Source organism: uncultured Mailhella sp., assembly GCF_963931295.1.
Classification (GTDB): domain Bacteria; phylum Desulfobacterota; class Desulfovibrionia; order Desulfovibrionales; family Desulfovibrionaceae; genus Mailhella.
In genome coordinates, this window is sequence record NZ_OZ007001.1 from 1978000 (window position 1) to 1999785 (window position 21786).

The 21786-nt window shown below is 60.6% G+C and carries 17 protein-coding genes; 5 read left to right on the forward strand and 12 right to left on the reverse strand.

Translation table 11 applies throughout. The annotated features are described in order from the left end of the window. The first annotated feature begins 51 nt into the window (after positions 1–51). The 5 genes from ABGT79_RS08260 to ABGT79_RS08280 all read left to right on the forward strand — a co-directional run bounded on the left by ABGT79_RS08260 (position 52) and on the right by ABGT79_RS08280 (position 7598). Positions 52–1077 (forward strand): TRAP transporter substrate-binding protein, encoded by a 1026-nt coding sequence (locus ABGT79_RS08260; protein WP_346665778.1) that lies wholly within the window; start codon positions 52–54, stop codon positions 1075–1077. 256 nt (positions 1078–1333) lie between these two features. Continuing rightward, positions 1334–3187 (forward strand): TRAP transporter large permease subunit, encoded by a 1854-nt coding sequence (locus tag ABGT79_RS08265; RefSeq protein WP_346665779.1) that lies wholly within the window; start codon positions 1334–1336, stop codon positions 3185–3187. Between the two features lie 20 nt (positions 3188–3207). Next, positions 3208–5721, forward strand: a complete 2514-nt coding sequence (locus ABGT79_RS08270; protein WP_346665780.1) for a pyruvate formate lyase family protein — start codon at positions 3208–3210, stop codon at positions 5719–5721. Between the two features lie 49 nt (positions 5722–5770). Beyond that, positions 5771–6712: a glycyl-radical enzyme activating protein gene (locus ABGT79_RS08275; RefSeq protein WP_346665781.1), complete on the forward strand. Its 942-nt coding sequence runs from the start codon at positions 5771–5773 to the stop codon at positions 6710–6712. Between the two features lie 31 nt (positions 6713–6743). After that, entirely contained in the window at positions 6744–7598 is an 855-nt protein-coding gene (locus ABGT79_RS08280; RefSeq protein WP_346665782.1) for an amidohydrolase family protein, read from the forward strand. A gap of 166 nt (positions 7599–7764) precedes the next feature. Here the strand turns inward: ABGT79_RS08280 and ABGT79_RS08285 are convergent, their stop codons facing one another. The 12 genes from ABGT79_RS08285 to ABGT79_RS08340 all read right to left on the reverse strand — a co-directional run bounded on the left by ABGT79_RS08285 (position 7765) and on the right by ABGT79_RS08340 (position 21730). Then, positions 7765–9135, reverse strand: coding sequence for a PFL family protein (locus ABGT79_RS08285; protein WP_346665783.1), 1371 nt, complete (start codon positions 9133–9135; stop codon positions 7765–7767). 20 nt (positions 9136–9155) lie between these two features. Continuing rightward, positions 9156–9719, reverse strand: coding sequence for an ACT domain-containing protein (locus ABGT79_RS08290; RefSeq protein ID WP_346665784.1), 564 nt, complete (start codon positions 9717–9719; stop codon positions 9156–9158). Between the two features lie 713 nt (positions 9720–10432). Beyond that, positions 10433–11125 (reverse strand): thermonuclease family protein, encoded by a 693-nt coding sequence (locus tag ABGT79_RS08295; RefSeq protein ID WP_346665785.1) that lies wholly within the window; start codon positions 11123–11125, stop codon positions 10433–10435. Beyond that, entirely contained in the window at positions 11112–13064 is a 1953-nt protein-coding gene (gene dxs / locus ABGT79_RS08300) for a 1-deoxy-D-xylulose-5-phosphate synthase (RefSeq protein WP_346665786.1), read from the reverse strand. Before dxs ends, ABGT79_RS08295 begins: the two co-directional genes overlap by 14 nt. A gap of 17 nt (positions 13065–13081) precedes the next feature. Further along, on the reverse strand, positions 13082–13963 hold the full coding sequence (locus tag ABGT79_RS08305; protein ID WP_346665787.1) for a polyprenyl synthetase family protein: 882 nt from the start codon (positions 13961–13963) through the stop codon (positions 13082–13084). A 57-nt stretch (positions 13964–14020) separates the two neighbouring features. Further along, the gene (gene xseB, locus ABGT79_RS08310; protein WP_346665788.1) at positions 14021–14254 is read right to left on the reverse strand and encodes an exodeoxyribonuclease VII small subunit; all 234 of its coding nucleotides are present in this window, start codon (positions 14252–14254) and stop codon (positions 14021–14023) included. Continuing rightward, positions 14251–15153: a M23 family metallopeptidase gene (locus ABGT79_RS08315; RefSeq protein WP_346665789.1), complete on the reverse strand. Its 903-nt coding sequence runs from the start codon at positions 15151–15153 to the stop codon at positions 14251–14253. The genes xseB and ABGT79_RS08315 overlap by 4 nt, the downstream gene beginning before the upstream one ends. Positions 15154–15182: 29 nt before the next feature. Continuing rightward, entirely contained in the window at positions 15183–16652 is a 1470-nt protein-coding gene (gene xseA, locus ABGT79_RS08320) for an exodeoxyribonuclease VII large subunit (RefSeq protein ID WP_346665790.1), read from the reverse strand. A 374-nt stretch (positions 16653–17026) separates the two neighbouring features. Next, the gene (locus tag ABGT79_RS08325) at positions 17027–18766 is read right to left on the reverse strand and encodes a proline--tRNA ligase (RefSeq protein WP_346665791.1); all 1740 of its coding nucleotides are present in this window, start codon (positions 18764–18766) and stop codon (positions 17027–17029) included. A 10-nt stretch (positions 18767–18776) separates the two neighbouring features. After that, positions 18777–19865, reverse strand: coding sequence for a flavodoxin-dependent (E)-4-hydroxy-3-methylbut-2-enyl-diphosphate synthase (gene ispG / locus ABGT79_RS08330; protein ID WP_346665792.1), 1089 nt, complete (start codon positions 19863–19865; stop codon positions 18777–18779). Continuing rightward, complete coding sequence (rarD, locus tag ABGT79_RS08335; protein ID WP_346665793.1) at positions 19862–20782, reverse strand: EamA family transporter RarD; 921 nt, start codon at positions 20780–20782, stop codon at positions 19862–19864. Before rarD ends, ispG begins: the two co-directional genes overlap by 4 nt. 393 nt (positions 20783–21175) lie before the next feature. Beyond that, entirely contained in the window at positions 21176–21730 is a 555-nt protein-coding gene (locus tag ABGT79_RS08340) for a hypothetical protein (RefSeq protein WP_294484963.1), read from the reverse strand. Positions 21731–21786: the final 56 nt, after the last annotated feature.

The following is a 21786-nucleotide window of genomic DNA, read 5'->3' on the forward strand; positions in this document are numbered from 1 at the left end:
AAGTTTGACAAGGAAAGGAGTATTTTCAACCGTTATTAACAGGAGAAAAACATGAAGTCTGCGTTTCGATTCGCTCTTGGGGTTCTTTGTTTTGGACTGGCCGGACTGCTGGTTGCCGGCCATTGCGACGCTGCGGAAAAGAAGCTGAACATGAGGCTCGGCCATCCCATGAACAAAGGAGACCAGGTGTCGCTGGGCTGCCTGAAATTCAGTGAACTCCTGGAACAGAAGTCAGGAGGGAAAATCAAACTCAAGGTGTACGGCGACTGCATTCTCGGCAGCGACCGCGTCACCACTGAAGGGGCGCAGAAGGGCAGTCTTTCCATGAGTTCCATCTCTACGGGCAATCTTTCCCTGTTCGCTCCCGACTTTTTGCTCTTCGACATGCCCTACATCATCGATCCGATGAATCCCAAGGCTCTCGAAAAGCTGTTTGCCGCCATGGATAACGGTCCGCTGGGACAGTACTATGAAAAGGTGCTGAACGGCATCAATCTGAAGCTCATCTACTTCGGCGACGTGGGCTACCGTGATTTTCAGTTCCACAATAAGAACGTGTCCACCATTGAAGGCCTGAAGAATGTGAAGGTCCGCGTCACGGACTCCGTTGTTGAACTTGCCGTGGCCAAGGCTCTGGGCATGTATCCCATTCCCATGGCGTGGGGCGAAACCGTAACCGCCATGCGGCAGGGCACCGTGGACGCCATGGCCGTCAACAACGCCTCCATTGCTCCGCTCGGCGACATCGGCGACATCGCAAAGTACGTTCTCGACACCAAGCACAACTACTATGGCCATGTTGTGGTCATGAACCTTGACCTCTGGAAGTCTCTGACGGACGGGCAGAGAGCGATCATTGAAGAAGCGGCGGCGGAAGCCGTGGCCTATGAACGTTCGCTCAGCGCCAAGATGAATGTGGACGCCTATGGAATAATGAAGGAAAAGGGCGTGACGATGAACATGTGCTCCGAGGCCGACTACGCCAAGCTTAAGGAACTCACCAAGCCCGTGTGGGAAGAGTTCCGTCCCAAGATTTCTCCCGAAGCCTATACGCTGTTCATGGACGCTCTGAAATAATACTCCGGCAACATATTCCCCGTTCATTCTCTTCATGAGCGTGAACGGGGAGATTGTTCTCTGATTATTCAGGGGGTCTTGTCTTATACCCTTTTCAATCCTTTACACGTGAACTTAACAGAACTGGTCGGTCGATCATTCATCATCAATGCTTGAAAATTTCTTCATGCGATATTCTCCACGGCGTATATTGTGATGTTCTGATTCCCTATGATGTATCGATTTTGTTCTGTTCATCTACTTTACAGAGGGTGATATGAGTGCAAGACGAACGTTGATATGGCTTGATGAGAATGCTGAAAAGATTTTTCTTTTTATTGGACTCATTATTATTATTCATGCCATATTTTTTCAAACAGTATATCGATACATCGTTATCAATATGTTTTCTGGCGACGCCGGATCTGTGGTCTGGACTGAGGAACTCTCACGATTCGTATTCGTATGGATAACGTATCTTGCGGTTCCTCTTATCATAAAATACAGCAAGGATATTCGCGTCACTGTATTTTATGATATGTTTAACAGAACTGGCAAGGCTATCATAGATAATACCAACACGTTTCTGTTTTTTGTTCTGGCCGGCGTCATCATCTGCAAGGGCCTTGACCACATTGCCATGATTCAGCGTTTTCCGCAGAATTCCGCGGCCCTGCATCTTTCCTACGCCGTGCCGTATTCCATTCTTCCCGTCGGATTCGGACTGGTCACCCTGCGGCTTTGTCAGCGGCTCTACAAGTCGCTCCGGGAATTCGGCGTGCTTTCGGCTCTCACTGGTCTGGTGCTGGCCTTCGCCATTCTTGCGCCTCTTTTTTTCTATGAAGACTGGGAAAGCGCTCCCGTCGTGCTGCTGGTGTACTTCCTGTTCTTTCTGGCGTTCAGCACGCCGGTTGCCGTCAGCATTGCATGTTCGTGTCTGGCCGTCATATGGGCCTGCGACACCATTCCTTCCGACTATGTGGCGCAGATTACCTATACCAGCATCGACAACTCGGCCATCATGGCCATTCCCTTCTTCATCGCAACGGGCGTGTTCATGGGCGAAGGCGGCCTGAGCAGCAGACTTCTTAAGCTTGCCGACGCCTTTTTGGGCGACAAGACCGGTGGTCTGGCCCTGGCCACCATTGCCACCTGCATGTTCTTTGCCGCCATCAGCGGTTCAGGACCCGCCACGGTGGCGGCCATCGGATGCATCACCATTCCGGCCATGGTGGAGCGCGGATACAGCAGAACGTTCAGCGTGGCCATCGTCACCTGTGCCGGCATCATCGGCGTGATGATTCCTCCGAGCAATCCGCTGCTCATTTACGGCATTTCCTCGCAGCAGAGCATTGCCAAGCTCTTTGCCGGCGGCGTCGTTCCCGGACTGCTCTGCGGCTGTGCGCTGATGCTGGTCGCCTGGTGGATATCCAGGAAGAACAACTGGCGTGGAACGACCATGGCAGGCGCCAGGGAACGCGCCAGGGCCTTTGTGGAAGCCCGGTGGGCCCTGATGGTTCCGGTCATCATTCTCGGCGGCATTTACGGCGGCATCATGACGCCTACGGAAGCGGCTGCCGTCGGCGCTTTCTACGGCATGTACGTGGGCATGTTCGTTTATAAGGAAATAGGATTCAAAAAACTGTTCGACTGCTGCGTCGAAACCTGTGTGACCGGCAGCAACGTGCTGTTCATTTTTGCCATGGCCGGCATCTTCGGCAACATCATCACCATCGAATCCATTCCTGAAATGCTGGCCGAGTTCATCATGGGATTCACCAGCAGCAAGTTCCTGCTCCTTGTCATTCTGAACGTGGTTCTGCTCATCATCGGCACGTTCATGGAAGCGCTTGCCGCCATCCTCATTCTCACGCCGCTGCTGCTGCCCATCGTCGTCAGTTTCGGCATCGATCCCATCCACTTCGGCGTGATGATGACCGTCAACCTGGCCATCGGTTTTGTCACTCCGCCCATCGGCGTCAATCTGTTCGTGGGCTCCTCCATCGGCGACGTTTCGGTGGAAAGTCTGGCAAAGGCGTGTGTTCCTTTCCTGCTTGCGCTTCTGGTGTGTCAGGTACTCGTCACGTTTGTTCCCGCCATTTCCTTGTTCCTTCCCAATCTCATGCATTAACCTTGTAAAGGAGAGTTGGTATGCTGGAATCCTCTGCTTGTACTCCCTACTGTGCCAGTCAGGAAGACGTTGCGCTGTCCGGTCAGGAAAAACGCATTCTCGGCATCGGCGAAGACGTTTTTACCAGGGATCATCCCAGAATCGCCAAAATCGTTCAGACCTTTGACGGACTTGAACCCGTCATCGACGCTGAGCGGGCCCTGTACTTCACCAGAAGCATGAAGGAGACGGAAGGACAGCCGCTGAACCTCCGCTGGGCGAAGGCTCTCTACAACATTGCAAGCAACATCACCATTTACATCGACGACTATCAGCTTCTGGCGGGACGCATCGGCTGCAAGGGACGCTACGGCATTCTGTATCCTGAAATCGAAGGCGATTTCTATGAGACGTTTCTCGACAAGCTCGGAGAACGCGAAGGCGGCACGGCGTTCATCTCGCCCGAGACCATGAACGTCATCAAGGAGGAAATAGGCCCCTACTGGAAGGGAAAGACCTACCACGAAAATTTCAACGCGGCCGTTCCCAAGGAACTGCACGACATCCTGTTCATCGACAAGGAAGGCACGACGCCCCGATATCTCGTCAACGAAACGGCATCCTGGCGTTCTTCCCTTCAGTGGGTGCATGACTATGAAAAGGTGATCCGCCGCGGATTCATGGATATCCGTCGCGAGGCGCAGGAGCGTCTCGACGCGCTCGATCCCGACAGTCCGGCCGATTACCACGAAAAGCGTCCGTTCCTGGAAGCGGTGGTCATCGTGAGCGACGCCATCATGCTCTGGGCCAGAAGGCACGCCGAAAAGGCCGAAGAGATGGCGGCCGTGGAAAAGGATCCCGTGCGCAAGGCAGAACTGCTGCTCATTGCGGAAAACTGCCGTCAGGTTCCGGCGTATCCGGCGAAGACCTTCCATCAGGCGGTGCAGAGTCAGTTCTTCGTGCAGATGTTCTCCCGCCTGGAGCAGCGCACCGGCACGACGATTTCCAACGGCCGCATGGATCAGTATCTGTACCCGCTCTACAAGCAGGACAAGGAGAACGGAACGCTCACCGACGCGCAGGCCTTGGAACTTCTGGAATGCGTATGGTGCGGCATGGCGCAGTTCATTGAAATGTACATTTCCGCGCAGGGCACGTCCTTCAATCAGGGCTATGCGCACTGGGAAGCCGTAACCATAGGAGGACAGAACAAGGCAGGCGAAGACGCCACCAATGATCTTTCGTATCTGTTCCTGAAGTCCAAGCGGGAATTTCCGCTGCATTATCCCGACCTTGCCGCCCGTGTGCATGTGCGATCTCCCGAGCGTTTTCTGGCCGACATCGCCGAAACCATCAAGTTCGGCACGGGATATCCCAAGCTGTTCAACGACGAGGAAATCATTCCCATCATGACGACCAAGGGCGCGCCGCTCGATCAGGCTTTCGACTATGCCGTGAGCGGATGCACGGAAACGCGCATGCCGAATCGCGACACCTACACGTCCGGCGGTCTTTACGTCAATCTTCCGGCCGAGCTGGAACTTGTGCTCAACAACGGTCGCATGAAGAAGTTCGGCGACAAGCTCATGGGCGTGGAAACGGGAGATCCCAGAAATCTGAAGACATGGGAGGAGTTCTGGAACGCCTTCCTCGTTCAGCAGACGAACTATCTGAGAATAGCCCTGGACATTCAGTACATCATCAACAAGATGCGGCAGAAGTTCTTTGCCGTGCCCATGAGCTCCAGCCTGCACGATCTGTGCATGAAGTACTGCCTTGACCTTCATACGGAACACATTCCGGAAGGCTACGAAAGCGGCCTCGCGGACTTCATCGGCTACGGCACGCTCATCGACAGCCTCGCGGCAATCAAGAAGACGGTGTATGAAGACAAGTCGCTGACCATGGACAAGCTGCTTGAAGCTCTGAACGCCGATTTTGAGGGCTACGAGGACGTGCAGGAACTCTTGAAGAGCTGCCCCTGCTACGGCAACAACGATCCGTATGCCGACTCCATAGGTCACGCCGTGGAACGTCATACCATGGAGTTCTTTGAAAAATACGGCAAGGAACTCGGAATCTACATGGACACGCGCTATGTGCCGGTAACGGCGCATGTGCCGTTCGGCCGCGTGGTTTCTGCTTCCGCCAACGGCAGAAAGGCCTGGACGCCGCTTTCCGACGGAACGTCGGCTTCTCACGGCGCCGACGTCAACGGTCCTACGGGCGTGCTGCTCAGCAACGATGCGTCCAAGAACCGCGACAAGATCAACAGGGCGGCCCGCATGCTGAACCTCAAGTTCAGCCCGAAGGCGGTGGAAGGCAAGCAGGGCACCCGTCGTCTGATAGACTTCATTCGTTCCTTCATCGACCTCAAGCTCTGGCACGTACAGTTCAACGTCATCAATCGCGGCACGCTGCTGGCGGCGCAGAGAGATCCCAAAAAGTATCGCAGCCTCATAGTCCGCGTGGCGGGCTACAGCGCCTATTTTGTTGATCTGACTCCGGATCTTCAGAACGATCTGATTGCCAGAACGGAACATTCTGAAATGTAACGCAGCGGGGGCTCTCTGCAAAAGGGAGCCCCCCTTCAGGAGAAGGGTTATGCAGGACAGGCTTGTTGAAGGGCACATTTTCAATATTCAGAAATACAGCGTTCATGACGGGCCGGGCATACGGACCATTATTTTTTTCAAGGGCTGTTCGCTTCGCTGCCGCTGGTGCAGCAACCCGGAGTCGCAGCTGCCGCAGGATGAGCTTGCCTTCAACGGCACGCGCTGTCTTACGAAGGACAAGTGCGGCTTTTGTGCGGAGAAGTGTCCCGAGAAGGCGATATCGTTTTCTGAAGACGGTTTTCCCGTGATTGCAAGAGACAGATGCCGTCTTGCGGAATGCGGCGGCGTCTGTACGGCTCGGTGCCATGCCGGAGCCCTCAAGATTTTCGGCCGACGCATCACCGTGGAGGAGGCCCTGAAGGAGGTGGAGAAGGACGCTGTTTTCTATCAGAGAAGTTCCGGCGGATTGACGGTTTCCGGCGGGGAACCCTGCTTCCAGCCTGAGTTTCTGACGGCGCTTCTTCGGGAGTCGGAACGTCTTTATCTGGACGTGGCCATGGAAACCTGCGGACAGGCTCCTTACGAGGTGCTGCATGAAGCCGCAAAGCATCTGAACACGCTCATCTTCGACATCAAGCACACCGACGCCTCTCTTCATAAGCGCTATACGGGCGCAGACAATGCGCAGATTCTTGAGAACGTCAGACGCGTATCGTCCGATTTCAAGGATCTGCCGATACTTCTGCGTACGCCGGTCATTCCGGGCTTCAACGACTCGGAGCAGACGATTCGCGAAATCTGCGATTTCATAGAAGCGTTGCCCGGCCGCAGCATTTCGTATGAGATGCTGCCGTATCATCGTCTCGGCACGCAGAAGTATTATCAGCTGGGCCGGGAGTACCCCATGGGAGACGTGAAGCTCGATAAGGCACGGATGGAGAGCTTGCGGAAGATAGTCGAGGCAAGGCTCGGCGAGCGGCTGGTGTCCTGATTTTTACGGCAACTGACAGGAGAGAACGCATATGATTTTTGACTTTCGGCTCCGGCCGCCGTTCAAGGGATTCAAGAATCTTTCCATATTTAATCCGGTGTGCAACAGTGTCGGCCCCATGGCGTTGCGCGGCACCTATCTGACCTCGGCCCATGAGAAGTCCATGGATCTGTTCTTTCAGGAAATGCGGGACGCGGGCGTGGAGAAGGGCGTCGTCATGGCGCGCAACATTGCAGACAAGGCGTCGTCCGTTTCCAACGAGGACGTGAAGGAGCTGGCGGACGCGTATCCCGACATGATTGTTCCGTTCGGCGGGGTGGATCTTTCGTCCGGGATTTTTTCCGCCGTCAAGGAACTGGAAAAGTGTTTCCGCTACGGATTTAAAGGCGTGGCGCTTGAACCGGGCTGGAATGATCCGGCGCGGCTTCCCGACGACGCCGTGTTTTATCCCGTGTATTCCCTGTGCGAGCAGGCGGACATGCCGGTGGTGCTAACCGTGAGTCTGTACCAGGGGCCGACGCTGGAATACAGCAACCCGGTACACATTCAGAAAATCGCCAATGATTTTCCCAGGCTTCAGATAGTCGTCGCCCATGCCTGCTATCCGTGGATACCGCAGATCTTCAATGTGGCGGCGCTTCATCCCAACGTGTGGCTCATTCCCGATCTTTACATGCACAATCCCTGGACGCCGGGGCGGGAGATGTACGCGAACGGATGCCGCTGGCTGAATTGTGAACGCGTCATTTTCGGTTCGGCGTATCCCTGCTACGGCATCAAGGATGCGGTGGATGATTTGAACGGGTATGACTTTACCGACGAAGAAAAGGAAAAAATTCTGTACAGGAATGCGTACAGGCTTCTCAAGATGCATGCCGATGCATGACGTTCTGCAAGGCTTTTCAGCCGACGGGGAACATGACCGATAAAGAGCGCGTCGAGGACATCGGTCATGCCGTCGTAGCGCGCAGCACGGAGGTCCGGCGCAAAAGAGAGGGGGGAGGAAAACATTTTGTTTTCCTCCCCCTCTTTCTGTCATGACGGATGGAGCGTTAGTTCTTCAGGCTGTGGATGGGCGCGGGAATGCGTCCGCCGAGATTGATGAAGGCGGAGGCGTCGCCGGTGTTCACGGGAATGATCTTGGCCTGGCCGAGCAGGCCGCCGAAGATGGCGGTTTCGCCCACGCCCTTGCCCGGCACGGGAATGACGCGCACGGCGGTGGTCTTGGTGTTGATCATGCCGATGGCCATTTCGTCGGCGATGAGGCCGGAAATGGTGGTGGCGGGGGTGTCGCCGGGAATGGCGATCATGTCGAGGCCCACGGAGCACACGCTGGTCATGGCTTCGAGTTTTTCCATGGTGAGCGCGCCGCTGTTGGCGGCGGCTTCAATGCTGGAGTCTTCGGAAACGGGAATGAACGCACCGGAGAGGCCGCCCACGTGGGAGGATGCGAACACGCCGCCCTTCTTCACGGCGTCGTTGAGCATGGCGAGCACGGCGGTGGAGCCCGGCGCGCCGATGGAGGAGAGGCCCACGCTCTGGAAAATTTCGCCCACGGAGTCGCCCACGGCGGGAGTGGGAGCGAGGGAGAGGTCGGCCACGCCGAAGGGAATGTTCATGCGTCCGGCCACTTCCTTGCCGATGAGCTCGCCCACGCGCGTCACCTTGTAGGCCGTGGACTTGATGACTTCGGCCACGTCGCTGAGCGTCAGATTTTCATGGGTTTCCTTGGCGCGGTCGATGGCTTTCTTCACCACGCCGGGGCCGGAGACGCCCACGTTGATGACCACGTCGGGCTCGCCGATGCCGAGATAGGCGCCGGCCATGAAGGGCACGTCCTGCGGAATGTTGGCGAACACCACGAGCTTGGCGCAGCCTATGCCGTCGCGGTCCCTGGTGGCGTCGGCCACCTTGACGATCTGACGGCCCATGAGGGCCACGGCGTCCATGTTGATGCCCGCCTTGGAGGATGCCACGTTGATGGAGGAACACACGCGGTCGGTGGTGGCGAGGGCTTCGGGCAGAGAGTCGATGAGGGATCTGTCGCCGGGAGTCATGCCTTTTTCCACGAGGGCGCCGAAGCCGCCCAGAAAATCGACGCCGGCTTCCTTGGCGGCTTCGTCAAGCATCTGGCAGGCGCGCACCATCTGTTCGGCGTTGAATCCCGCGCCGACCACGGCCATGGGGCTGATGCTGATGCGCTTGTTCACCACGGGAATGCCGTAGCGCGCGCCGACTTCGTTGCAGTGTTCCACGAGATGGGCGGCGTATTTGGCGATTTTGGCGCGCACCTTGTAGGAGAATACGTCGAAGTCGTGACTGACGCAGTCGAAGAGGCTGATGCCGAGGGTAACGGTGCGAACATCGAGATGTTCGTTGCGGAGCATGTTGATAGTGCTGAGCACTTCGCGTTCAGTGAGCATGGGCAGACCTGTGATCCGGGTTAGACGATGGGTACGCGATGGATGGCTTCAAAGATGTTTTCGTGCTGGATGCTGATGGTAAGTCCCACGCTGCGGGCCTTGGCCTGAAGCATCTGACGGAAGGCGTTGCGGTTGATGGAAAGCGGCAGGGCCACTTCAAACATCAGCACGCATTCGTTGCTGTCCTCATCCATGCGGATGGCCTTCAGATTTTCAATGTTTACCTTCTGCTCGGCAAAGATGCCGGAGATCATGGCGATGATTTCCGGCCGGTCGGAACCGTTGACGGTCACGACGAAGGGTTCGGTTTCCTCGCCGCTGGAGAAGGTGTCGGTCTCGAAGGTGCGGGCGGCCACGGTCAGATCCATGTGACGGGCTTCGAGGCTGAGGCTGACCACGCGCTGAATGTCTTCCTCGCTGACGTCTTCCGGTGCGGAGACGATGAAGATGGAGGCGAACTGACCTTTCAGGATGGTCTGACTCAGTTCTTCGATGTTGCACTTTTCCTTGGACAGAGCGTTGGATATGGCATAGACCACGCCGGGGCAGTCGCGTCCGATGACAGAGATGACAATATGGTTCACAGTCGCCTCGATGCAAAGAGGGTTGACGCACGGAGCGGAAAACGGTGCGAGAAGCGTACTCGCGGGAAATGTGGAAAGAATAGACGGGAACGCCGAGAAGCGTCAAGCGAAGTTTGCGTTTCGGCTTTTTTTCAAAGATGTCACAACCGCGCCTGCGGCGGGAGTGGCGGGGCGTTCTGCCTCGTTCGGACGAAAGGGCGCGCTGCGTCCGTCGGCAGTCGGCGGAGGGCTGCGGAGTTTTCGCCTGCGCTGCGCGGACACCGCGCTTTGGAGGTGGCCGGGGGCGCGAGCTCAGCGTTGTGGAAGGCCGCCGGGGCGCGAGGGGAGAGTGGCCTGGGGATCGATGCGGAAGACGGATGCCGGGCGGAAGGCGTCGGGCGTTTTGCTCAGGCTGCGGGCGGCTCGTGTGGGGCGCAAAGTTCCGGGCCGACTGCGACAAGGATTAGTCTGGGAAAACCACTTTCCGAAAAGGCAGGGCTTGCGGGCTCTGCCTTTTTATTTCACGCGATTTTGCGCGCGGAAAAGTTTGCAGGGCTGTCATTTGAAAGACGCGAAGCAAAGGCGCACGGTTCGGGCGGAGACGAGTCTGCAAGGGCCGCAAACGTGAAGAGCGCGGCCTCTGTCCAGTCGTCAGAGGCTCGACCGTTGCAGGCGCGGACAAAACGCGTTTCGGCGAAATGCGAAGGCAGGGCCGCCGTCGCCCGGTTATCAGCTTACTTTTTCTTCTTTTTCTGCTCTCGACGCCACTGCCATGGCGGCGTGGGATCGCTGTCCTGCCAGAGGCCGAGGCGTTCCTTGCGGGCCATGGCCTCTTCGAGCTTCCAGGTTTTGCAGATGTCGCTCGTGCAGAAGTAGTCGTACACCCATGCCATGCCCGCCTGCACCTGCCGCTGATTGACGGACAGCTCGTCGATGCCGTTTTTGTCTGCGAGATAGACCAGGGAAACGGTTCGCTTGTAGTTGTCCAGATACATGGTTTTCAGGCGCAGGGGGCGATTCTGAATGAGGGAGAGCAGGTGGGCCTTCGACTGCTTGCCGTAGGGCTGACGGCTTTCCGGCGCGTCGATGCCGTAGAGGCGCACACGGATGGTGCGTCCGTTGCCGTCCTTGAGCACGAAGCTGTCGCCGTCGGAGGCGCGCACGAGGCGGTATTCCCGCTCGTCGGCCACGGGCGCGGACTTTCCTGCTGAGGATGCCCGGATGTTCTTGATGCTGTTGAAGATGGCCCTTTGCGCGTCGGCCACCTGTTTTTCCGCTCTGGCGGGCGTAGTCGGCGCGTTCGGCGACCATTCGGCGTTGCTCACATAGGCCGCAACCATGAGCAGCACGCACAAAATGGCGGCTTCCAGTCCGTAACGGCCGGAACTCTTTCGTCTGCGGGGGAAGAAGGATCTACGTTTTTTCATGGGCGGATGCGGGCGACGGCAAAAGCTCTTTCAATGCCGAGGCTATGCCGGAAACGTTGATTCCCACATCGGCGCGCAGTCGGCGTACCGGGCCGTGGGGAATGAAGCGGTCGGGAAGGCCGAGCCGACGTATTTTCAGACGACCGAGGCAGTCGTTGTCGGCAAGCAGTTCCAGCACGGCGGAGGAGAAGCCGCCGATGCGGCTGTTTTCCTCCACGAGCAGCAGGGCGTCGCTTTCGGCGGCGAGGTCGAGAATCTGCTTTTCCGGCAGCGGTTTGACCCAGCACGCGTCGAATACCGAGGCCAGCAGTCCGGTTTTCTGCGCCACAAGCAGGGCCGCCTCCATGCAGGGCACGGCGCGCTGTCCGGTCACGAGCACGGTCACGCGCGTGTTGCCGCGCAGCAGAAGCTGTCCTTTGCCGGGAGCGGGATAGCCGACGTTTTTTACTATGGCGTCGGCAAATTTCATGTTCGAGGCGTCGAGCTTTCGCCCGGAGCCGCGCGGATAGCGCAGCGCCACGGGCTGATCCATGCCTGTGGCCATGGTAAGGGCCGCGCTCAGGGCCGCTTCGTCGCGGGGCGCGCCGAGGGTGAGGTTCGGCACTACGCGCAGCCACGAGAGATCGAAGGCTCCGTGATGGGTGGGGCCGTCTTCGCCCACGAGGCCAGCGCGGTCGAGGCAGAAGGTGACGGGCAGATTTTGCAGGCACACGTCGTGAATGATCTGATCGTAGGCGCGCTGCATGAACGTGGAATAGATGGCCACCACCGGATGGTAGCCCCGGGACGCAAGGCCGGCGGCAAAGGTGACGGCGTGTTCCTCGCAGATGCCCACGTCGGCGAAGCGTTCGGGGAAGCGGAGGTGAAATTCCTGAAGACCGGTGCCGTCGGGCATGGCCGCAGTGATGGCGAAGAGTCGCGGATTTTTTTCCGCGAGCGTGCAGAGGGTGCTGCCGAACGCCTGGCTGAATCCCGGGCCGGAAGGCTTCCAGCCGTTCGGCTGGGGAGGCACGCTGATTTCGTCGGCCACGGAGGCGGAAATGCCGTGAAAATGCGAAGGATCGTTTTCCGCGGGGCCGTAGCCCTTGCCCTTGCGCGTGCGGATGTGCAGAAGCACGGGCATGTCGAGCTGCTTGGCGGCTTCGAGATGGCGTTCCAGCTGGGCGATGTCGTGACCGTTGATGGGGCCTATGTAGTTGAACTGAAAGGCCTCGAAGAGCATGCCCGGCGTGAAGAACGACTTGAAGCTGACCTCGCCCTTGCGGATGATGTCCACGATGGAGTCGCCCTTGGGCAGGCGGGAGAGCACTTTGGCCACGTGCTGCTTGATGTGCATGACCGTGCTGTGGGAGAGGTTGCGGCTGAGAAAGCGGGAAAGCGCGCCCGTGTTCTCGGAAATGGACATCTTGTTGTCGTTGAGAATGACGATGAGGCGATGGCCCATGCCTCCGGCCTGATTCAGGGCTTCAAGGGCCATGCCGCCGGAGAGCGCGCCGTCGCCGATGACGGCGACCACGTGTTCCTTGCCGCCGCGCAGATCGCGCGCCGCGGCCATGCCGAGGGCCGCGGAAATGGACGTGGAGGCGTGGCCCACGCCGAAGTAGTCGTAGGGGCTTTCCGAACGGTTGGGAAAGCCGGAAAGGCCGCCGTAGCGGCGCAGAGTGTCGAAGCGGTCGGCGCGGCCGGTGAGAATTTTCCAGGGGTAGCTCTGATGGCCGACGTCCCACACGATGGGATCGCGGGCGGCATCAAAGCAGGAGAGCAGGGCAATGGTGAGTTCCACCACTCCCAGCGAGGGAGCCAGATGACCGCCGTTGTTCGTGACCACGCGGATGATGGTGTCCCGCAGTTCCTGCGCCAGTTCCTGCTTTTGGGAAAGGGAAAGCCCGGGAATGTCTTCGGGCAGATGCAGGCTGGAGAGCAGAGACGTGTCGGTCATGGGAATCCTTGAGGCGGCTAGTGCGTGCGGTTGACAAGTTTGCGTGCGGTTTCGCGGAGAAAGTCGGCGTCGGGGCCGGAGAACAGCTCGCCCAGCGCCTTTTCGGCGGCCTCGCAGTGAACGCGGGCCAGGCGGCGGGCCTCTTCCAGACCGACGAGGGACGGCCAGGTGGCTTTGTCGCTTTCCGCATCGTGACGCACTTCTTTTCCTACCGTGGCCTCATCGCCGACGACGTCAAGTATATCATCGGTAATCTGAAACGCAATGCCCAATTCACTGCCGTAACAGCGCGCCGCATGTCGCTGTTCGGGCGAGGCCTGGGCAAGAACCGCGCCGCATTCACAGGCGTTCAGCAACAGAGCTCCTGTTTTCTTTTCGTTGAGAATGCGCAGTTCTTCCAGAGAAAGTTTTTTTCCTTCGCCTTCCAGATCGAGCATCTGACCGCCCGCCATGCCTGCGGCTCCGGCTGCGTCGGCGGTGAGGCGCAGGGCTTCGAGCAGCACGTCGGCGGGCGCGTGGGCGCGCGCCATGTGGCTGAAGGCGTTGGTGAGCAGGGCGTCGCCCGCGAGAATGGCCGTGGCTTCGTCGAAGGCCTTGTGGCAGGTGGGATGCCCACGGCGCAGATCGTCGTCGTCCATGGCGGGCAGATCGTCGTGAATGAGCGAGTAGGTGTGAATCATTTCGAGTCCTGCGGCAAAGGGCAGCAGGGCCTCGGTGATGTCTTCGGCCCTGTCCTTGGCACAGGCGCGGGCCACGGCCAGGCAGAGCATGGGACGCAGTCTCTTGCCTCCGGCAAGCAGGCTGTAGCGCATGGCGTCGGAAAGCCGGGAAGGTATTTCCTTGTCGAGAAAAGAGGCGGAGAGATACTGTTCCACTCTGCCGCGAAGATCTGCGGGCATATGTCCCCCTTGTGATGGGCCGCCCCGGGAAGGGGCCGCCGGATTGCGCGGTACGGGTTATTCGTCGTCTTCCTGACTGCCGGCGTCGAAGGGCTCGGCGCCCGCTTCGGTGCAGAGGCGTATGTCGTGCCGGGCTTTTTCGAGCTGTTCGCGGCAGGCGGCGGCATGGGCGAGTCCTTCCTTGTACAGGGCCACGCTCTCCTCCAGCGGACTGTTGCCCGCTTCCAGCGTGGTCACAATGGCCTGAAGACGCGCCAGACGTTCTTCAAAGGTGGGTTCTTTTTTCTTCATCGGGAACTCCGGTTCTTGGCCTTTGGGGCGGAATCGAAAATGCTGCGTGTGGGGCCGCCGACGAGCGAGGGCGGATCCTGAAACAGCGGCATGGCGTCCACGGCCACGCCCTGCACCAGAAAACCGAGATGCAGATGCGGCCCGGTCACGCGGCCCGTGGAGCCGGAACGTCCTATGACCTGCCCTCTTCTTACGCTTTGTCCGGGCGAAACGTCAAAGGCGGAAAGGTGGGCGTAGGTGCTTATCACGCCCTGACCGTGATCTATGTACACGGTGTTTCCGCCGAAATACTGCGGTTCGGCGAGCAGCACGGTGCCGTCGGCCACGGCGAGCACGCTTGCGCCTTCCGGGCTGCGCATGTCCGTGCCCTTGTGCGGGGCGCGGGGCTTGCCGTTGAACACGCGGCGGCCGCCGAAGGGACTGGTCACGCCGCCGGGCACCGGTTTTTTCAGGGGCAGCGTCCAGGCTTTTTCCGTGCGCGAGGCAAGCGCCTTGCGGCTGCTCGCCGCGTCGCGGGCAATCTGTTCCTGCACCTCGCGGGGCGGCTCGACGTATTTGGGAGCCACCTTCAGAATGCTTTTCGGCCACGGCACGGAGGCGGCCGTTACGGAAAAGTCGCGCTTTTCGCCGTTCACGCGCAGGGAAACGGTATGGCGGCCTTTGGCGTCCATGGGCATGGCGAGAAGAAGTTCCGCCTTCCAGAGCTCGCCCTCCCGGGCGGCGGGCACGCGGAACTGTTCGCCGCGCCAGGAAAACACGGCTTCAAAGGGAGCGGCGTCGGCAATGGAAACCGGAAAGGCGTGCCCCTGACTGACCTTTGCAGGCACGGAAAATTCCGCGGCCTGCGCGAATCCGGCAAGGGAAAGAAGCATCGCGGCAAGAAGAACAAGGCGTTTCATGAGCGAGTCTCTGACGAAGGTTGCGGAGGTCACGACCGGGAGCTTTTGTCCGGCGGCTCGGGCGTGACGGCGGTGACGGAGCCGACGACCTGGCCGTCGGCAAGCGTGACGGAAAACATGCGGCCGGGCGCGGTGTCCGACACGGAACGGAGGATGCGGCCTTCTTCGTCGAAGGCCACGGCGTAGCCCCGGCGCAGCGGCTCGAAGGGATCAAGCGCCTGCAAGCGAAGCTCCAGACGGGTGAGGCTGCGCTCTTCGGCAAGGCCGATCATGCGGCCGAGGGGAAGAAGCGCGGCCTGCGCGCGTTCCGCCTGTGCCTGCGCGCGCTGAAGGCGCGCTTCTCCGGCCCCGCGCAGGCGGAGGGACAGGCGTTCGAGCTCCGCTTCCCGCGCGTCCAGGCGTCCGCTCTGATCGCGCAGGCCTGATAAGAGCGTTTCCAGCGTGCGGGCGCGCTTTTCCAGCAGAGCGTTCAGAGCCGCTTTCATGCGCCTTGTCGCGTCGTCGAGCCGTTCCGCCTGCGCGCGCATGCGCTCCCGGGGCGAGAGCAGATCAAGCGCCCGGGCCGCGTGCCGCAGGCGCAGGGAAAGTTCGTTCAGTCGGCGGTCGAGGGCGTTTTGCAGGGCCGTTTCCAGGCCGTCCACATGCTGGGCCAGCACATGCCTCTCCTGCCAGAGAATCTGTGCCGTGTGGCTGGGCGTAGCCGCGGCGTAGTCGGCCGTGAAGTCGGTGATGCTGTGATCGATTTCATGCCCGATGCCCGTGAGCACGGGAATGGGACAGCGGTACACGGCGCGGGCCACGCGCTCGTCGTTGAAGGCCCACAGATCCTGCACCGATCCGCCGCCGCGGATGAGCACCGCCACTTCGGCCCAGCCTTCGCGCCCCACCTCTTCGAGCGCTTCCACGATGCGCGGCGGAGCGTCTTCGCCCTGCACGGGCACGGGATGAATGCGGATTTCCGCGCCGAGCCCGCGCGTTGAGCTGATGCGGATGAAGTCGCGGATGGCGGCCCCGCTCGGCGCGGTGATCACGGCCACGCGGCGGGGTTCGCGGGGCAGGGGGCGCTTTCTTGCCGCGTCGAACAGGCCTTCGGCGGCCAGCCTGCGCTTGAGCGCCTCAAATTCCTGATGCCACAGGCCGAGCCCGGCGGCCTGCGCCAGATCGACGATCATCTGATACTGACCGCGCGCGCCGTACACGGTGAGACGACCGGCGCACACGAGGGTCTGTCCGTTCTCCATGGTGCGGGCGAGACTGGGGCGCGGTCCGTCTTCCCACACCTCGCCGGTGAGCGGATCAAAGGCTTCGTCCTTCTGCTGCCTTTTGAACCATACGCAGTTTAAAAGCGCGTCGTCTTCCTTCAGGGAAAAATAGACGTGCCCCGACGAGGGGCGGGAAAGGTTGGTCACTTCTCCCTGAACCCACACGTACGGGAAGCGGCTTTCCACGGTCTGACGCAGTCGTTCCGTGACCTGCCGCACGCTGAGAATGGCGTCCATGTCGATAGCCTCCGGGAGCGGACAATAGGTGCCGTCGTGATTTGTGACCGGAAAAGAGCGCTTCTGCCGCAAACGCGCCTGAACGGCGCGGAACGCTTGCCGAAACTCCCTCGCCTTTCTGCGCGCCGCTCTTCGCGCCACTCCTGCGCATAAGCGGGCGAGGCAGGCAAAAGTGCGCGCCCCCTCGCAAAGCGGCCGCACGTCTCCTTTTCATCCTGCGTCCGGCGCGGCGAACGCGTAAGAGGTTCGGCGTCCGGCCCGGCGTCCGATGCGCCGTCAGGCCCGGCGCAGAGCGTCAGCGCGTCTTCCGTTTTTGCGCGCTCTGTGCGGAGAAAAAGGCCGCCCGGAACCGAAGATCCGGGCGGCTCGCGTCGTCAGCGCTTCCAGCTGTCCAGCACGGACTGCCGCCATGCGGGGAAAGCCTGCTCGAAGCTGTCGGCGGGAAGGGTGGACTTTTCGCCGGTGCGGCGGTTCTTCACTTCCACCACGCCCTGCGCAAGGCCCTTGCCGCCCACGGTGATCTGCATGGGAATGCCGATGAGGTCGGCGTCCTTGAACTTCACGCCCGGGCGTTCTTCGCGGTCGTCGTACAGGGTTTCCATGCCGAGAGAGGTGAGATACGCGTCGATGGCGTCGCACTTGGCGGCCACGTCGGCGTTCTTGGGATCAAGGCACACGATGTGCGCGTCGAAGGGCGCAAGCTGCGGCGGGAACATGATGCCGTGCTCGTCGAAGTTCTGTTCGATGCAGGCGGCCACCACGCGGGACACGCCGATGCCGTAGCAGCCCATGATCATGAGTCTTTCCTTGCCGTTTTCGTCAAGGAACACGGCGTGCAGCGCTTCGCTGTACTTGGTGCCGAGCTTGAAGATGTGGCCCACTTCGATGCCGCGCTTGATTTCCAGCGGACGGCCGCAGCAGGGGCAGGGATCGCCGGCCACGGCGTTGCGCAGATCCGCCCATTCGATGGGCAGGGTCACGTCGCGCACGAGGCTCAGGTGACGCACGTGCGCGTCGGCCTTGTTGGCTCCGGCAATCCAGTCGTTGGAAGCCATGAGTTCCTTGTCGGCGTAGATCTTGTCCACGCCCCTGAGTCCGGCGGGGCCGGCAAAGCCCACGGGAGCGCCGGTCATGGCCTGCACCTGTTCGGGCGTGGCGAACTGAATGTCGTCGGCGTCGATGAGGTGGGCGAGCTTGATTTCGTTGAGTTCGCGGTCGCCGCGCAGCAGCACGGCCACGGGCTTGCCGTCGGCCATGAAGAGCAGCGTCTTGACGAGCTTGTCGGCGGAAACGCCGAGGAAGGCGCACACTTCCTCAATGGTGTGCTGGCCGGGCGTGGCCACTTCTTCCATGGCGGGGCAGGGCGTTTCATCCTGCGTGAAGGTCGTGCTGATGGAAGCGCGCTCCACGTTGGCGGCCCAGGTGCAGTCCGGCCAGTTGGTGCAGGCGGCAATGGCGTCTTCGCCGGTTTCGGCGAGCACCATGAATTCATGGGAGAAATTGCCGCCGATGGCTCCGGAGTCGGCTTCCACGGGGCGGAAGTCGAGGCCCATGCTGCTGAAGATCTTGTGATAGGCGTCCTTCATGGAAGCGTAGCTTCTGTTCGCGCCTTCGTCGTCCACGTCGAAGGAGTAGCCGTCCTTCATGAGAAATTCGCGGCCGCGCATGAGGCCGAAGCGGGGACGCACTTCGTCGCGGAACTTGGTCTGAATCTGATACAGGTTCAGGGGCAGCTGACGATAGGACTTCACTTCGCCGCGCAGAAGATCGGTCATGACCTCTTCATGGGTGGGGCCGAGGCAGTAGTCGCGGTCATGCCTGTCCTGGAAGCGCAGCAGTTCCTTGCCGTACTTCTTCCAGCGGCCGGATTCCTGCCACAGTTCGGCGGGCTGCACCATGGGAAGCAGCACTTCAATGGCTCCGGCGGCGTTCATTTCGCGGCGCACGATGTCCTTGGCCTTTTCCAGCGTGCGGAGGCCGAGAGGCAGCCAGGTGTAGATGCCGCTCGTGAGCTTGCGAATCATGCCCGCGCGTACCAGCAGCTTGTGGCTGATGACTTCGGCGTCGGCGGGGGCTTCCTTCAGGGTGGGGATGTAGTAACGGCTCCAGCGCATAGAGGATCCTTCAGTTGCTTTGGGTAAGAAGTTTGTCGAGTTCTTCAAGAAAAGCCGCAAGCAGAGCGTCCTGACCGTTCACGGAACGCAGCACCTTTCCCTTGCGGAATATGACGCCCTTGTCGCGCCCGCCCGCCAGACCGATGTCGGCTTCGCGGGCTTCTCCCGGGCCGTTGACCACGCATCCCATGACCGCGATCTTGAGACGGCTCGCGGCCGCCGCGGGATGGGACTGCACGTATTCCTCCACCTTTTCGGCCATGCCGATGAGGTCGATTTCCGTGCGGCCGCAGGTGGGGCAGGAAACGATTTCCGGGCCGCGGCTGCGAAGGCCCACGGCGCGCAGAATTTCCCAGGCCACGGCCACTTCCCGAACCGGATCGGCCGTGAGGGAGACGCGTATGGTATCGCCGATGCCCTCAAAAAGCAAAAGGCCGAGACCCACCGCGGATTTTACGGTTCCGCGCATGGGCGTGCCCGCCTCGGTCACGCCGAGATGCAGCGGATAATCCGCCCGTTCGGCCATGAGACGGTAGGCGGCAATGGTGTCCGTCACCGAGGAGGACTTGAGCGAAACCTTGATGTCGTAGAAGCCGCGCTTCTCCAGCATGCGCACGTGGGAGAGCGCGCTTTCCACCAGCGCCTCGGGCGTGGGGCCGCCGAAGCGCTCCAGCAGATCCTTCTCCACGGAGCCGCTGTTCACGCCCACGCGGATCACCGCGCCGTTGGCCCTGGCTGCCGCGGCCAGATTGTCCACCGGGCCTTCGCCGCCGATGTTGCCGGGATTGATGCGCAGCCCTTTGAGGCCTGCGTCGAGCGCGGCGAGGGCGAGGCGGTAGTCGAAGTGAATGTCGGCCACAAGGGGCACGGGAGAGCGGTCGGCAATGGTTTTCAGGGCGGAGGCGGCCTTTTCGTCGGGCACGGCGAGGCGCACTACTTCGCAGCCTGCGTCGCAGAGTTTTTGTATCTGTTCCAGCGTGGCGGTGGCGTCGCGCGTGTCGGTGTTGGTCATGCTCTGCACCACGACGGGCGCGCCGCCGCCGATGAGCACGTTGCCGAGCCGAAGCTGCCGGGTGTGATTTCTGTGGGGAGCGTTCATGCTTTCTCCTTGAAGCTGCGCAGATGGTGTAGCGCGTCCCAGGTGTAGATGACAAGGGCCAGCCAGATGACGGGGAAGGAGATCATGTCGGAGGGCTTCATGCTTTCTCCGAGCACGGTGATGGCCAGCAGAAAGGAAATGGACGGGCTGACGTACTGCAGAATGCCTATGGTGGCAAGGGTGACGCGGCGGGCCGCGTAGCCGAACATGAGCAGCGGCAGACCGGTGAAGGCGATGGTGCAGGCGAGCAGAACCGGACGCAGGGGGCCGTAGCCGACGATGCCGAAGCCCGGTTCCGTGAAGCCGAGCCAGAGCAGCGAGAGGGGCATGAGCATGAGCGCCTGCACGAAGAGGCTGGGCGCGGAAGGCATGCGCAGGGTTTTCTGCACGTAGCCGTAGAAGGCGAAGGAAAAGGCGAGAGTGAGGCCGATCCACGGAATGTGGCCGTAGGCGAGAACGCTTGCCGATACGCCCACGACGGCCAGGGCGACGGCGGCTCCCTGCGCGCGCGACAGTGTTTCGCCGAGCAGAAGACGCCCCATGAGCACGTTGAGCAGGGGAGTGATGAAGTAGCCCAGAGAGGATTCCACGATGCGCCCGGTGGTGACGGCGAGAAGATAGACGCTCCAGTTCAGGCCGAGCAGCGCGGCGGCAAGAAAGAGGGAGAGCAGTGTGCGTCTGCTTTCAAAGGCGGCGCGCACGGCCGGAAACTGACGGGTGACGGCCAGCACGGCGCCGAGAAAGATCACGGTCCAGATCATGCGGTGGGCCATGATGGAAATGGGATTCAGGGCGCCGAGCAGCGGCCAGAACAGCACGGCGAGCCCCCACAGAAGATGGGCGGCAAGACCTGCGCCGGTTCCCGCGCAGGAGCCGGTGCATTCCCTGGGCATGAAGGAGAGGTGAAGATGCATCATGAAAACTGACGGTCGGGCGCTCTGCGGGGCGGATGTTTCAGGCGGGCGTGAAAGGAGGATGGGCGTTTTCCGGCAAAGGCTTCGGCGCGGCGGAAACGCCCATGAGAGGAGTCTGTTTCTCTCAGACAAGCGCCGTCGGCTCGCGGAATCTCCCGGCCCGAAACAGACGCCTTCGCGGCGCGGGAGGTGGCTGGGCGGCGAAACGCGCTTTTTTCGGCCTGCGTCTCCTTGCGGCAGCGCAGGGGGCGCCTGGCGTTCTGGCGGCGCGAGCGTCCGTAACCAGCAAGTCCGCTCTTCCGCGGTGGGGCGGAAGAGCGGACTGCGCGTGAACAAAAAGGCGCTTCGGAACGTTTCGTCCGCGACGCGGACGGCCCGAAGACGAGGCCGGAAAGACTAGCGGTTGAAGGAACGGGCGTAGAGCTCCACGATGGCCCGGCGGCCGTTGGCTTCCAGGAAGCGGGTGCCGGTGGCGGTGAAGCGCGAATGCTTGATGATGGGATCGTCCTTCTTCACCCATTCGTCGTTGATCCAGCGGAACCAGGCGTCCTTCTTCTGATCGAAGACGAGCAGGGGCTTGTTGCACAGCTTGGCGAATTCCGCGCCCCAGCCGGTGCCGCCCTTGACGGTCTTGTCTTCCTGAATTTCACCGACGACGAGCACTTCGCTGCCGCTGCTCACCTGCCAGCAGATGGACTGGAGGACTTTGCGGAACAGCGGAGCGCGGGTGTATTCGCGGCCCATGAGGCGGGAAACATAGGTCATGCTGACGTCCTTGAGCGCCAGTTCGTCCTGAGTGAGCACGCGAACGCCGCGCGTGCGCTCTATCTGATGGCCTTCAAAGCTGTAGTTGACCTCTTCGATGCCCCAGGCTTCGGCCTGAGCTCCAAAGAACTGTTCAGCGCCGGCAGCGCCGCCGCTGAAAAGAACGCACTGTTTCGGATCAAGCATCTGGTCCTCCCAGAGTAGATGGTGTTACGGAAAAGGATAAATATGGATCCTGCGGA

What these genes read in the sequence shown, in the direction of transcription:
- xseB (WP_346665788.1), bottom strand. Translation starts at nt 14,254, where the DNA reads ATGAAGAAAAAAGAACCCACCTTTGAAGAACGTCTGGCGCGTCTTCAG.
- ABGT79_RS08270 (WP_346665780.1), top strand. Translation starts at nt 3,208, where the DNA reads ATGCTGGAATCCTCTGCTTGTACTCCCTACTGTGCCAGTCAGGAAGAC.
- ABGT79_RS08280 (WP_346665782.1), top strand. Translation starts at nt 6,744, where the DNA reads ATGATTTTTGACTTTCGGCTCCGGCCGCCGTTCAAGGGATTCAAGAAT.
- ispG (WP_346665792.1), bottom strand. Translation starts at nt 19,865, where the DNA reads ATGAACGCTCCCCACAGAAATCACACCCGGCAGCTTCGGCTCGGCAAC.
- xseA (WP_346665790.1), bottom strand. Translation starts at nt 16,652, where the DNA reads ATGGACGCCATTCTCAGCGTGCGGCAGGTCACGGAACGACTGCGTCAG.
- ABGT79_RS08325 (WP_346665791.1), bottom strand. Translation starts at nt 18,766, where the DNA reads ATGCGCTGGAGCCGTTACTACATCCCCACCCTGAAGGAAGCCCCCGCC.
- rarD (WP_346665793.1), bottom strand. Translation starts at nt 20,782, where the DNA reads ATGATGCATCTTCACCTCTCCTTCATGCCCAGGGAATGCACCGGCTCC.
- ABGT79_RS08260 (WP_346665778.1), top strand. Translation starts at nt 52, where the DNA reads ATGAAGTCTGCGTTTCGATTCGCTCTTGGGGTTCTTTGTTTTGGACTG.
- ABGT79_RS08275 (WP_346665781.1), top strand. Translation starts at nt 5,771, where the DNA reads ATGCAGGACAGGCTTGTTGAAGGGCACATTTTCAATATTCAGAAATAC.
- ABGT79_RS08295 (WP_346665785.1), bottom strand. Translation starts at nt 11,125, where the DNA reads ATGAAAAAACGTAGATCCTTCTTCCCCCGCAGACGAAAGAGTTCCGGC.
- ABGT79_RS08305 (WP_346665787.1), bottom strand. Translation starts at nt 13,963, where the DNA reads ATGCCCGCAGATCTTCGCGGCAGAGTGGAACAGTATCTCTCCGCCTCT.
- dxs (WP_346665786.1), bottom strand. Translation starts at nt 13,064, where the DNA reads ATGACCGACACGTCTCTGCTCTCCAGCCTGCATCTGCCCGAAGACATT.
- ABGT79_RS08315 (WP_346665789.1), bottom strand. Translation starts at nt 15,153, where the DNA reads ATGAAACGCCTTGTTCTTCTTGCCGCGATGCTTCTTTCCCTTGCCGGA.
- ABGT79_RS08285 (WP_346665783.1), bottom strand. Translation starts at nt 9,135, where the DNA reads ATGCTCACTGAACGCGAAGTGCTCAGCACTATCAACATGCTCCGCAAC.
- ABGT79_RS08265 (WP_346665779.1), top strand. Translation starts at nt 1,334, where the DNA reads ATGAGTGCAAGACGAACGTTGATATGGCTTGATGAGAATGCTGAAAAG.
- ABGT79_RS08340 (WP_294484963.1), bottom strand. Translation starts at nt 21,730, where the DNA reads ATGCTTGATCCGAAACAGTGCGTTCTTTTCAGCGGCGGCGCTGCCGGC.